The sequence below is a fragment of the Candidatus Liberimonas magnetica genome, from assembly GCA_020523885.1.
GTDB classification, from domain to species: domain Bacteria; phylum Elusimicrobiota; class Endomicrobiia; order Endomicrobiales; family JAFGIL01; genus Liberimonas; species Liberimonas magnetica.
Window position 1 is genome coordinate 19,116 of record JAJAPY010000012.1, and the last position, 12,986, is coordinate 32,101.

Consider the following 12,986-nt stretch of genomic DNA (forward strand, 5'->3'; position numbering starts at 1 on the left):
GCTCATGCCTGGGAGCAAATGTAAATGATGGCGGGATGTCACATATTAAAGGAGCCTTCGGCTCTTGCCGGAGGGATTCCAAAAATGATAGTTGAGGTTTTGCTGGAGCTCATTTACCTGCTTTGCGTGGCTGTAATATGGCTGATGCTCCTTTATCAGGGGGTTCTTACTTTTGCGGGTTATCTTTATTCCAGGAAAAGGATCAAGGCGATGCATATCAAACATGCTGACATGCCTATGGTCACTATCCTTATCCCTGCAAGAAATGAAGAAAAAGTGATAGCCGAAACAGTGCGCTGCCTGTGCGGCCTCAAATACCCTGCAGATAAATTTGAAATAATCGTAATCAACGATGCTTCGACTGATAAAACAGCAGAGATCCTGTTTTCAATAAAAGATAAGAGATTAAAAGTGCTGAATGTTCCTGCAGAAAACAGCGGAAAAGGAAAAGCAAGCGTGCTTAATTTCGGGGTCACCAAAGCTTCGGGTGATATAATCGCTGTGTATGATGCGGATAACCGCCCGGAGGCAAGTGCGCTTTCTCTTTTGGTGCACGAACTTCTTGTAAATTCGGGTTTTGTAGCAGCTATTGGAAAGTTTCGTACTATAAATAAAAATAAAACATTCCTTACACGTTTTATTAATATCGAATCCCAGTCTTTCCAGTGGATACTTCAGGCAGGCAGGTCATTCCTTTTTGATATAGCGATCCTGCCGGGCACAAATTTTGTAATATGGAAAAAAACGCTTATGGAACTGGGAGGATGGGACGCAGCGGCCTTGACGGAAGATGCGGAACTTTCGGAAAGGATATATAAATCAGGCGGAAAGATAAAGTTTGTACCGCATGCCATCACCTGGGAACAGGAGCCGGAAAAGGTAAAAGTGTGGCTGAAACAAAGGGAAAGATGGGTAAGAGGCAATAACTATGTCCTTAAAAAAGTCTTATTTGATTTTCTTGACTTTAAAGACAAAGCCATAGGCCTTGAGTTTTTGATATTTACATCGATGTACTATATCTTCTTCTTTGCGATGGTATTATCCGATATATTCTTTGTTTTGGGGCTCTTAAATATAATAGCAATAAAGATAGAAGGGCCGTTTCTTGAGGTCTGGATAGTGGCGTATATGCTGTTTGTAAGCGAAATAGTCCTGACACTTTCAAGGGAACCGAACGAAGACAGCGCTAAAAACATATTTTACGTGATACTAATGTATTTTACTTACTGCCAGTTATGGATAATAGTGGTCTTTTCCGCATTCATAAAAGATTTTATCAAAAAGGAAAAGATGCTCTGGTATAAAACAGAACGCACAATCTCCTAAATATGGTTTAGAATAACTCATAGTATTTTTTTTACCTTTTTCCCAAGCTTTACCTATCCTTTAATAAATCTGGAGTTCAATATGAACATGTTTTGTTATCAATGCCAGGAGACCGGCAACGGGAAAGGCTGTACCGCCCTGGGGATGTGCGGCAAGACAGATGAAACCGCAAACCTTCAGGACCTCCTTATATACACCCTTAAAGGCCTGGCTTTCTATGCAAGGTTTATATTTTCCTCAGGAAAACCTTTCAATCTGGAGTTAAAAAGAAAAACGGGCGTTATAATAACAGAGTCGCTTTTTGCGACCATAACGAACACTAATTTTGACCCTTCAAGGATACTTTCATATACTGAGCGTGCTTTAAGGCACAGGGAAGCCTTGCACAAGGAATATTTAAAGGCAGTTGATGCGCCATCTCCCGTCCCGGGGACGGGGGCGGCAAATGTGATCCCTGAGAGTGCGCGCTGGGTTTATAGCAGTAAAAAAGACCTGTATCAGAAAAGCTATACCGTAGGTGTCCTTGAGACACGTGACCCAGACCTTAGGTCTGTCAAAGAAACAATAACTTATGCCTTAAAAGGAATGTCAGCCTATACTTACCATGCGGCTGTCCTTGGTTTTTATGATGACTCCATATTTGATTTTATCTTTGATGCCCTTTTTAAAATCGATACGGAAACACAGATCGAAAAGCTTTTACCGGTCGTAATTAAAACAGGAGAATATAACCTAAAAGCCCTGGAGGTTTTAGACAAGGCAAATACAGCGGTTTACGGCATGCCGAGCCCTGTAAAAGTAAGGACAAAGCCCGGAACCCGGCCGGGGATATTGGTGACCGGCCATGACTTGAAGGACTTAGAAATGCTTATGCACCAAAGCGAAAACCAGGGCATAGATGTATACACGAACGGCGAAATGGTACTTGCTCAGAGCCTTCCTTTTTTCAGGAAATTCAAACATTTGGCAGGCAACTACGGCAATGCCTGGTGGCAGCAGGCGGAAGAGTTCAGGTCTTTTAACGGGCCCGTACTTGTTACCTCAAACTGCATTATTCCGCCTGATGAATCGTACGTTAAAAGGATGTTTACCACCAGCGTAGCAGGGTTTCCGGGAATCCCCCACATAGAAGAAAAAAACGGCACAAAAGATTTCTCAACCCTTATTTCTTTAGCCAAAACCCTTCCGCCTCCGGCACCGTTAAAGGACAATGAGTTCATGAGCGGGTTCGGCAATAAATATTTGTTAAGCGTTAAAGACAAAGTTATTGAGCTTGTAAAGGACGGCAAGATAAAAAAATTTATCGTAATGGGCGGTTGTGACGGCAGGGAAACCAAACGGAAATATTATAAGGACAAAGCGCTGACGCTTCCCAAAGATACTGTAATACTTACTGCCGGGTGTGCAAAATACAGGTTCATTAAAGATATTTCCGATACTATTGAAGGTATCCCAAGAGTCCTTGATGCAGGCCAGTGCAGCGACAATTATTCCTTCCTGGTTTTTGCTCTTGAACTGGCCAAGTCTTTGGACATAAAGGACCTGAACGAACTTCCTATAGAATACGACATAGCCTGGTATGACCAAAAGGCTGTGGCTGTGCTTCTTACCCTTGTTTATCTCGGCATAAAAAAGATAAAATTCGGGCCTACACTCCCTGAGTTCCTTACCCAGTACATAATAAAGAATATTAAAGATAAATCGGATATTTCTACGGTTTATAAAGAGTAGGCCTGCCAATAATTCAGCAGGCCATTACACTACTTCGTTAGATCTAATGTTATAAGATAGTTTTCTTTTTCGGTGTCATTGCGAGTAGTAAAGCGACGTGGCAATCTCAAAAACGACGAGATTGCTTCTCCCGCTTTGCGGGATCGCAATGACAAATCTTACTTAACGAAGTAGTGATGATTACAGTGATAAAACAGAATGATTACGGTGATACGTCGCCGTTCAAATAAATAAATATGCACGGGTAACAGTGCCTTATTTGTTATTTGTCCCTTCTTCTTTTGCTTTATTGGCCGAGCGGATCCTTGAGCGTGTCAGCTGTGAAAGGAATGTTTTTCTAAGGCGGATGTTCTTCGGTGTGACCTCAACAAGCTCGTCGCTTTTTATAAAAACTATCGCTTTTTCAAGAGTCATCGGCTGGACCGGGGTAAGGAGTATGTTGTCGTCTTTTGCAGCAGCCCTCATGTTCGAGAGTTTCTTTTCCTTGCAGACGTTTACGTTCAGGTCATTATCCCTGTTGTGTTCGCCGACTATCATGCCTTCATAAACCCTGTCTCCCGGCCGCACGAAGAGAATACCCCTGGGCTCCAGGTTAAAAAGCCCGTAGCCGTTCGCTTCGCCTTCGCGGTCGGATACTAAAGACCCGTTGACCCGCGTATCAAAATCTCCCCTGTATTCTTCGTAACCTTTAAGGTAAGAATTCATTAAGCCCGTACCCCTGGTGTCGGTCAAAAACTCGCTGCGGTAACCTATAAGCGAGCGGGAAGGTATGGAAAACTCCATGCGCACCCTTCCTGTACCGTGGTTGACCATATTCGTCATTCTTCCTTTTTTTCTGGATAACTTTTCTGTCACTATCCCTATACATGATTCATCGCAGTCTATAAAAAGGTTTTCTATAGGTTCAAGTTTCTTGCCGTCTTTTTCTTTATAGATCACCTGCGGCCTGCCTACGCTTAACTCATAGCCTTCGCGGCGCATGGTCTCTATCAGTATTTCCATCTGGAACTCACCGCGCCCTTTTACAATGAATTTGTCGGAATCCGGCATATCCGTCACCTGGATGGCGACATTTTGCAGGGTTTCTTTATGGAGCCTCTCCGCGATCTTTTTTGACTGGACAAACCTGCCTTCCTGGCCGGAAAAGGGGGAGGTATTTATCGTAAACATCATTGAAATGGTAGGCTCGTCAACTTTAAGCCTTTTAAGCGCTTTCGGATTTTCCTTGTTGCATATAGTATCCCCGATGACTACGTCTTCTATCCCGGAAAGTATCACTATATCGCCGGCATGAACGCTTTCTACTTCTTTATAATTAATGCCTTCATAGATCTGGAGTTTTGAAACTTTTAATGTGATGATATTATTATTTTCTTTAATACATGCCAGGTTGTCGCTTAATTTTGCCGAGCCGTGGAAAACCCTTCCAATGGCGAGCCGTCCGAGGTAATCCGAATAATCAAGGTCGGACACAAGCATCTGGAACGGCTCGGATTCGTCATATATCGGTGCAGGCACCAGGCTTAATATAGTTTCAAAAAGTATCTTAAGGTCTTTTCCTTTTTCTTCCAGTGTTTTTTGCGCCAGGCCTTTTCTTCCTACGGCATAAAGCACGGGAAAATCGATATGATGGTCTTTGGCATCAAGGTCCATGAACAGGCCGTATATCTCGTCAAGAACTTCTTTCGGTCTTGCGTCTTTCCTGTCTATCTTGTTTACTATAACAATTATTTTAAGCCCTGCTTCCAGGGCTTTTCCAAGGACAAACCGAGTCTGCGGCAGAGGTCCTTCCGAAGCGTCTACAAGGAGGATGGCGCCATCTACCATGCTTAAGGCCCGCTCTACCTCGCCTCCGAAATCCGAATGGCCCGGCGTATCGATAATGTTTATACTGACGCCCTTATAGTGTATAGAACAATTTTTAGCAGCTATGGTAACCCCGCGCTCACGCTCAAGGTCCAGGCTGTCCATCACCCTTTCGGATACTTCCTGGTTTTCGCGGAATATCCCGCCCTGCCTCAACATGTGATCCACAAGAGTAGTTTTTCCGTGGTCAACATGCGCTATTATGGCTATATTCCTTATTTTTTCATTTATGATTAATTTACTCATTTAATACCCCTTTAAAGAGAGAATATTATACATTAAGTGAGAAAATAAGTCCACTAAAAAATACAATATTTGACTTTTGTTTCAGAGCGCTATATAATAATACGAATATAATCACCAATGGAATAATAAATGCCTTCAATCGAACATATCATAACCGGTTTTTCCCTGCTTCTGATAATTAGCATAATCGCAAGCAAAGCGTCCTCAAGGTTTGGGATCCCTTCTCTTCTGATATTCCTGTTTATCGGTATCTTTGTGGGCTCAAAGCAGATAGGAGATATATCTTTTCATGATACCCGCCTGGCGCAGTATATCGGGGTAGTCGCACTTGTATTCATACTCTTTTCAGGAGGCCTTGAAACCGACTGGAAAGTGGTAAAACCTGTCCTGTGGCACGGGATATACCTTTCTACTTTCGGTGTTCTGATAACAGCTGTTGCCCTGGGTTTTTTTGCTGTTTATGTACTCCATTTTTCGATCATAGAGGGGCTTTTGCTTGGCTCGGTCGTTTCATCTACAGATGCTGCAGCCGTTTTCTCCGTACTGCGCTCAAGGAAGATAAGCCTTTCCGGGAATTTAAGGCCTTTATTAGAACTTGAATCCGGCAGCAATGACCCGATGGCCGTGTTTTTGACCATTGGATTTATAAGCATATTGTCAGAAACCAGTAAATCTATGTTAGATATGATTCCTCTTTTTGTGATGCAAATGGGCATCGGTGCATTCATGGGGTATCTGTTTGGAAAAGGAATTCTTTTGTTAATAAACAAGGTAAAACTTGAATATGACGGCCTTTATCCTGTGTTTACAACTTCCCTGGTCCTATTGGCGTATGCCCTGACGAACATGTTCAACGGGAGCGGATTTTTGGCGATATATATCGCGGGGCTGATGATGGGGAACAGCAACTTCGTGCAAAAAAGGAACCTGATACATTTTCACTCTGGTATAGCGTGGCTCATGCAGATAGCTATGTTCTTAACCCTCGGGTTATTGGTAGTACCGTCAAAGATAGCGTCTATAGCCTGGACGGGGTTTATGGTTTCGATATTTTTAATGTTCGTAGCAAGGCCCTTGAGCGTATTCATAGCTTTATTTAAGACGGGACTTTTTTTCAGAGAAAAACTGTTTATTTCCTGGGTGGGTTTAAGAGGTTCAGTGCCGATAATCCTTGCGACTTTTCCTCTCTTAGCGGGTGTCCAAATAGCAGATATGGTCTTTAACATAGCTTTTTTTATTGTCCTGACATCTGCGATATTTCAGGGTACGTCTATAGCTTTTATGGCAAAACTCTTAAAAGTAGAAGTACCGTTCAAAGACAAGATACAATACCCGCTTCAGTTCGAACAGACCGATGACCTTAATACTAGGTTGATAGATTTCACCATCCCTTATAATTCGTGGATGATAGATAAAACTGTCGCCCGGATCGGCCTTCCGGACGATAGTCTGATAACCCTTATCGCCCGGAGCGATGATTTTGTGGTGCCGAGCGGAAAAACAAAAGTTGAGGCAGGAGATGTGCTTTTGATACTGGTAAATAACAACAACCTGCAGGAAATACTGGACCTGCTGTCGAGTAAACACAGGGATAATTAAAAGTATAAGGATAATAAAAAAATGAAATTTCTTTTTGAACTTCTACCTATCATTTTGTTTTTTGTAGCATATAAATTTAAAGGCATATTTTTTGCCACCTCCCTGGCTATAGCCGCAAGCCTCGTGCAGATAGCTTTTACTTATTTACGCACAAGAAAAGTTGAGCTTATAATGTGGGTGAGCCTGGGCGTTATATTAGTATTTGGAAGCGCCACTCTTATTTTCCGCAATGAGATATTCATAAAATGGAAACCCACGGTCCTTTACTGGATATTTGCCGGTGCGATTTTTTCGATCAAATTTATATTTAAAAAAAATGCCATACAGGGCCTTCTTAAAAGCCAGCTTGTGTTGCCTCAAAACGTATGGGAAAGATTAAATATAGGATGGGGAACGTTTTTTGCGGTACTTGGCGCGATAAATCTTTTTGTTGCATATAATTTCCCGACTAATACCTGGGTAAATTTTAAATTATTCGGAATAATGGGGCTTGTATTGTTATTTGTTATACTGCAGGGGATATTCCTTGCCAAGTACATTGAAGAAGATAAAAAATCTTGACAATAAATATTTTGCATGTTATAATTATCCTGTCATGAGCAATACTTTAACAAATTCAATTAAACGCGCATTGGTCCTTGTTAGCCTTGTCCTCTGGGATAAGGCAGGGAGGGGTGCGTTTTAATTTGTTAAAGTAAAGAATCAAACAATTAACTAAAAATTAGAACCACCACTTTTAAAGCCGGTGGTTTTTTTGTTTGCCCCGAAAAAGAGAAAAGGATGGTAAAATGAGTGCATTTGACATGGTTTCAAACCAATATGCAAAAAAGGCATTAGTCCAATCAGGTGATGCAAACGGATTTACAAAGAAAGAATATTATAAAGTAGGGATAGACGATGAATACTTTATTGCTTTCAACGAAAAAGTTAAGAACGAGTTTGAGAAAGAGGCTAAAAACGGGAAAGTAGGTTTAGATTTCAACAGGTTATATTATATAGGAGAAAAAACATGAGATATACATTCGGAACATCAGAGACAGCTTCACAAAGGCTTCAAAAAATATCAGAGATATTTAATCCGCATTCAATGGATTTTATAAGGGATAATATCCGCTCCCCAATAACTTCGGCTCTTGACCTGGGGTGCGGCCCGGGTTTTACCACGCATATGCTTTCTATGGCTGTTAATACAAAGCAGGTGTACGGGCTTGATAATTCGGAAGAATTCCTGATTAAAGCCATGGACAGGTTCTCTCAATGCATATTTATCAGGCATGATGCCAAAAAAATACCGTTCCCGATCAACCCGGACATTATGTATATGAGGTTTGTACTCTCGCACCTTGCTAACCCGGTCAGGCTCATCAATATGTGGATAAATGAAATAAATGACGGCGGGATGATCCTTATTGAAGAAATGGAGGGAATAGATACAGGCGTGGAACTGTTCAAAAGATATCTTAAGATCAACACCGGGCTTGTCAACTCGCAAGGAGCAAGTCTTTACGTGGGCAAAGAACTCTCCAAAGGCCGGTATAATGCGGATGTCCTTATTAATGAATGCATCGAGCTGCCTGTAAAGAACTGCGACGCTGCTGCCATGTTCTATCCAAACACTATAAGTATATGGCAGAAAGAAAGGTATGTCCTTAATAACTGCTCCTGTAAGGAAAGAAAGGAGATATCGGAAGGGATCAAGAAAATAATGAATTCAAATGACGGGCGAACCGGGACCACCTGGAAGATGAGGCGGATCGTGTTAAGAAGAAGCGGTTATGAAATGTTCATTTAGCAGCCAGCGGAGCCCTTTTGGCAGGAGAGGCTGTATCATAATGTCATTGCGATCCCGCAAAGCGGGAGAAGCAATCTATTACATTAATTCAAGATAGAGATCTTTCCACATCTTATTTGAGCTATTTATTAAATCTATCTTTTTACTTCTAGAGCCGCCTTTAATCTGTTTTTCTCTGGCAATTGCATTTTTTATATCGCTGTAGACTTCATAATAAACCAGTTTTATAATATTGTATCTTTTAGTGAAACCTTCTAGAACCTTATTTTTGTGTTCATATACTCTTTTTATTATATCATTTGTAACTCCAGTGTAAAGAACAGTATTATTTTTATTCGTCATTATGTAAATATAGTATTGTTTTCCCATGATAGTAGAGATTGCTTCGTCGCCCTACCGGCTCCTCGCAATGACATTTCTTTATCGATGACAACTCTAAGGAATATTCAGATGTAAAGTTATTTTTGTGATACAATATAAGCGTATAATATTTTTGCCGCGCTGCGTGCCGCATTCCTTACGGTTTCCATGTTTTCTTTTTTAAAAGTGCCGTAAAAGGGGTTAGATTTTAAAATATCAGTAACATACAGCAGGGAAACGGCGGGTTTTTTTACATAATTTGCTGCGGCCAGGAAAGCGGCAGTTTCCATATCAACAACTTTAATTTTGTGGTTTTTTAATAAATCTAAATATTCTTCTTCCAGTTTTAATGAACCTACGGATAAACAGGCCCCTTTTATGATATCGGATGAAAAACCGCTAAGAAGTTCTTTGTCCGGATAAAAAACATCCAGTGTTTTTCTTTTAAGGAGCATATTTACGAAGCTGTCCTGCGAATATGCTTTTTCCGCTAAGAAGGCATCGCCTATAGCAAGGCCCTTGTCAACCGCACCGGAAGAACCCAAAAATATAAGTTTTTTGCATTTTGTATCTTTTAAATATAAAACAGCGTCTCCGACAAACCCGGCACCCATCTTTGTTATGATCAGCGAAAAATTATCATCGCTGCCCGCAGAATAAAGAAGGCCTCTGTTTATCTCAAGTATCTTAAGTTCATTTATAATGTCTTTTGAAAAAAATGGGATTATTACACAGGTTTCTTTTATTTCTACCTGTCTTATGCCGAACAAAAATTTAAATATATCGTTTTGTTTTATTTTTTTCATGATAGTAGAGATTGCTTCGTCGCTTCGCTCCTCGCAATGACTGCAATAAGTCATTGCGAGCGACAGCGAAGCAATCTATTACATTAATTCAAGATAGAGATCCTTCCATGTCTTATTTGAGTTATTTACTAAAGTAATCTTTTTATTTCTAGAACCACCCTTAATCTGTTTTTCCCTTGCAATTGCATTTTTTATATCATTAAAAACTTCATAATAAACCAGTTTTGTAATATTGTATCTTTTAGTAAAACCTTCAGTAACCTTGTTCTTGTGTTCATATACTCTTTTTATTATATCATTTGTAACTCCGGTGTAAAGAACAGTGTTATTTTTATTCGTCATTATGTAAATATAGTATTGTTTTTCCATGCTATTAAGGATTGCTTCGTCGCCCTGCGGGCTCCTCGCAATGACTACAATAAGTCATCGCGATCCCGCAAAGCGGGAGAAGCAATCTAATTATTTGAATTGCTATATGTGTTTTTAAAATAGTCCTTCCGGCCGTGGATATAGACATTATATACTTTATTATTTTCTTTTGCATATTTTTCTATGCTGTTTTTAATTGACTGCCATGTGCCGTTGTAGATTTTATTGTCGGTAACCATAGCATTGTATTTTTGTTTTAAATACGGATAGGAACCTGTAATGGCATCGATAACTTTGGAAATGTTGCCGAGGTTAAAATTTAATCCCTCAAAATTCATCGTATCGTATTTTTCAAAGCCAGCAAAGATATCGTTAATATCAGTTACAAACGGCAGGATGGGAGAAAAGCTCGGGATCACGGGTATTTTGTTATAGTGAAGTTCTTCAATTGCAGCCAACCTGTCTTTAAAAGGCGGGCTTTTTAGTTCGATCTTATTTTTCAGGTCTTGCCCAAAATTGTTTATAGTAAAATAAATAGCTTTACAGTAACCTTCTTTTAAGAGGTGCAAGCTTTCCCTTATCAAAGGCGAACGGGTCAGTATAGAATAATAGACCCCGTGTTTATTCAGTATTTCAAGGACCTTGTTTGTTATCTTGTATTTAGTTTCAACAGGCTGGAAACACTCTGTTATCGAACCGATAAGGACCTGTTTCGGTTTTTTAATAAGTATTTCTTTTTCCAGCAGAAGAGGGGCATTCAGCCTAACATCTACGAACGAACCCCATTTTCTTTTATCTTTCAGCGTGGATTTGTTGAATTGAGCATAGCAGTAAATGCAGGAAAACTGGCATCCTTTATACGGATTTATTACATAATCTCCAAGATCAATCGATGTCGGGTTTAATATCCTTGAAACGCCTACTTCCCTTATTTCCATTTTTCCTCAACCAGGTTTTTCATGAAAGCATTAGTATACTTAAAACCTTCTTTTTTTATGGTCTCTATGAACAGGTTCACTTTATGAATAGACTCTTTATTGATTCTGTAGTCAGCTTTTCTTTCTATACTTGTGCCTTCATAATAGACATAGGGGTTTATCTGTTCTATCTTCTTTATAAGAGCTTTGTTCCTTATCAAAAAATACAGGCTTTCTTTATAATCCTCTATCGTCTCGCCCGGGAACCCTACTATAAGGCTTACTCCGAAATTTAAATCAGCGGAATTCAGTTTCTTGAAGAATAAGGCAGCGTCAGCCGCTGTAAAACCCTTGTTCATATTTCTTAAAGTATTGTTGCAGCCTGACTCAAGGCCGACAAAAAGGTTGTAACAGCCGCTGGTTTTCATTTTTTTAAATAAACTGTCCGGCATAGCGTTCCTTACTGCGATTTGCGCCTCCCAGTTTATAGAGCCGAAATTCGATATGATATTATCCAAAAGGTTTTCAAAGGCTTCTAAATCGCCGTTTATTAAAGAGTCGTTAAAAATAAAATTCTTTATACCTTCTTTTTTTAGTTCTCTTATACTATCTATTATTTTATCTACCGGATAAGTCCTGAATTTTTTATACAACAAACGTTCTGAGCAGAAACCGCAGTTTCTTATGCAGCCCCTTGAAAAGATAAGCGAGACAGCTCCTTTTTTAGGGTAATCATTGAGGTTAAAGTCGGAATAATCTGCGCAGGAAAAATCATCAGGATTTTGTATTTCATTAAACAGGATGACTTTTTCACCCATTTTTTTCTCTGTGATATAAGCTAACAGGGCGTGCTCGCCCTCGCCTACCACAAAAAGATCGGACAAACCGGAATATTCTTTAGCCAGGCCGTCTTTAAATTTGAAATATTGGCTTGCTATCTCAGGGCCTCCAAAAATGATTTTAATTTCCGGATTTTTGGCTTTCAATATCCCTGCGACTTCCTTTACGACGCTAAAGTTGCTTTTATAACATGAAAAACCGATTATTTTATAGCTTAAAAGCCTGTCTATCATTAGATTAAAATCTTTTTGATGGTTTTTTTTAACTGCGGCAAGGAATGAATTTTCAAAATCTGGATTAGAGCTTGTTTGCCATTGTTTTTTAATGTTGTTGTCCATGATACGAAAAAAATAATTATTGAAATCAAGGATATCTGATCCGGTCTGGTTTTGTTTAAGATAACCTTTCAGGGCCGCAAGGCCAAGCGGCGGGAGGTTCGGCCAGAAAACAGGCAGTAAGACAAGAGCGGTTTCATGATTCATAATAAGTAATATTATACGAAAAATATGGAAGTTAAGAAAGGATTTGTCACTATATATATCAAATTTTATAAATATTTTACATATTTTTTATATTGATTCCAAACTGTTTATATATTATATATATATTATGAAGAAAATAGCAGTGCTCATCATATTCAGTTTCATTCTCTACCATTGTTCGTTTTTATTAGTAACCGATAGTTTAGGCGAACAAAATATTTTTGCAAGCGCTGCAGCTGTAGGCGATAGATTTTTTGTCTCTCAATATCTAGCGCAGAACGTTGTTAAAGTGGTAGACCTGCTGCTTTCAAACAGCTCTTCGAATCCGCCTATCAACAAAGCTAAACCGCAGGAAAAAGAATCGAAGCATGAGGCAGACCAGACCTTGCCTTCCATGAACAAAGAGTTTTCTTTCACTGTCAAGACTATTCACAGCCAGGGTGGTATTTTATTAAGCATTGCAAAAAGTCCTTGTATTTACAATGCTTTTATTGATGTATTACACCCAGGAAGGGATGTTTCCTGGCATCTAACCAGGTTCAGGTGTTTTAAGACATATATATTTTTAATTTTGTTTAAGGCCCTGCCCCGTGGTGCTTTGGATATATATTACAATATTGCAGGTTTGAATAGAGCTGTATAGCCCGATCCC

The 12,986-nt window shown here is 39.7% G+C and carries 13 protein-coding genes; 7 read left to right on the forward strand and 6 right to left on the reverse strand.

All coding sequences use genetic code 11. The features are described from left to right. Nucleotides 1-24 precede the first annotated feature (24 nt). Nucleotides 25-1,326 carry a glycosyltransferase gene (locus LHV68_09585; protein MCB4792126.1) on the forward strand — a complete coding sequence of 434 codons (1,302 nt, stop codon included), beginning with the start codon at nucleotides 25-27 and terminating at the stop codon, nucleotides 1,324-1,326. Between the two features lie 81 nt (nucleotides 1,327-1,407). Further along, nucleotides 1,408-3,057, forward strand: a complete 1,650-nt coding sequence (gene hcp, locus LHV68_09590; protein MCB4792127.1) for a hydroxylamine reductase — start codon at nucleotides 1,408-1,410, stop codon at nucleotides 3,055-3,057. 255 nt (nucleotides 3,058-3,312) lie between these two features. On the opposite strand, the gene typA is transcribed toward hcp, so the two are convergent. Then, nucleotides 3,313-5,169 (reverse strand): translational GTPase TypA, encoded by a 1,857-nt coding sequence (typA, locus tag LHV68_09595; protein ID MCB4792128.1) that lies wholly within the window; start codon nucleotides 5,167-5,169, stop codon nucleotides 3,313-3,315. Nucleotides 5,170-5,298: 129 nt separating this feature from the next. Here typA and LHV68_09600 point away from each other — a divergent pair, with 129 nt between their 5' ends. The 4 genes from LHV68_09600 to LHV68_09615 all read left to right on the forward strand — a co-directional run bounded on the left by LHV68_09600 (nucleotide 5,299) and on the right by LHV68_09615 (nucleotide 8,560). Beyond that, nucleotides 5,299-6,768, forward strand: coding sequence for a potassium/proton antiporter (locus tag LHV68_09600; protein MCB4792129.1), 1,470 nt, complete (start codon nucleotides 5,299-5,301; stop codon nucleotides 6,766-6,768). Nucleotides 6,769-6,789: 21 nt separating this feature from the next. After that, a complete protein-coding gene (locus LHV68_09605; protein MCB4792130.1) occupies nucleotides 6,790-7,329 on the forward strand; it encodes a septation protein A in 540 nt (179 codons plus the stop codon). Nucleotides 7,330-7,556: 227 nt separating this feature from the next. Continuing rightward, complete coding sequence (locus LHV68_09610) at nucleotides 7,557-7,781, forward strand: hypothetical protein (protein ID MCB4792131.1); 225 nt, start codon at nucleotides 7,557-7,559, stop codon at nucleotides 7,779-7,781. Further along, entirely contained in the window at nucleotides 7,778-8,560 is a 783-nt protein-coding gene (locus LHV68_09615; protein MCB4792132.1) for a class I SAM-dependent methyltransferase, read from the forward strand. Before LHV68_09610 ends, LHV68_09615 begins: the two co-directional genes overlap by 4 nt. A 78-nt stretch (nucleotides 8,561-8,638) precedes the next feature. Here LHV68_09615 and LHV68_09620 read toward each other — a convergent pair whose 3' ends face one another. From LHV68_09620 to LHV68_09640, 5 genes are all read right to left on the reverse strand, one after another. Further along, complete coding sequence (locus tag LHV68_09620) at nucleotides 8,639-8,929, reverse strand: GIY-YIG nuclease family protein (GenBank protein ID MCB4792133.1); 291 nt, start codon at nucleotides 8,927-8,929, stop codon at nucleotides 8,639-8,641. Nucleotides 8,930-9,018: 89 nt separating this feature from the next. Beyond that, nucleotides 9,019-9,726 (reverse strand): hypothetical protein, encoded by a 708-nt coding sequence (locus LHV68_09625; protein MCB4792134.1) that lies wholly within the window; start codon nucleotides 9,724-9,726, stop codon nucleotides 9,019-9,021. A gap of 78 nt (nucleotides 9,727-9,804) precedes the next feature. Further along, the gene (locus LHV68_09630) at nucleotides 9,805-10,095 is read right to left on the reverse strand and encodes a GIY-YIG nuclease family protein (protein MCB4792135.1); all 291 of its coding nucleotides are present in this window, start codon (nucleotides 10,093-10,095) and stop codon (nucleotides 9,805-9,807) included. 86 nt (nucleotides 10,096-10,181) lie between these two features. After that, complete coding sequence (locus LHV68_09635) at nucleotides 10,182-11,033, reverse strand: radical SAM protein (GenBank protein MCB4792136.1); 852 nt, start codon at nucleotides 11,031-11,033, stop codon at nucleotides 10,182-10,184. Next, nucleotides 11,024-12,334: a radical SAM protein gene (locus LHV68_09640; GenBank protein ID MCB4792137.1), complete on the reverse strand. Its 1,311-nt coding sequence runs from the start codon at nucleotides 12,332-12,334 to the stop codon at nucleotides 11,024-11,026. The genes LHV68_09635 and LHV68_09640 overlap by 10 nt, the downstream gene beginning before the upstream one ends. Before the next feature lie 127 nt (nucleotides 12,335-12,461). Here LHV68_09640 and LHV68_09645 point away from each other — a divergent pair, with 127 nt between their 5' ends. Then, nucleotides 12,462-12,977 carry a hypothetical protein gene (locus tag LHV68_09645; protein ID MCB4792138.1) on the forward strand — a complete coding sequence of 172 codons (516 nt, stop codon included), beginning with the start codon at nucleotides 12,462-12,464 and terminating at the stop codon, nucleotides 12,975-12,977. Nucleotides 12,978-12,986 lie beyond the last annotated feature (9 nt).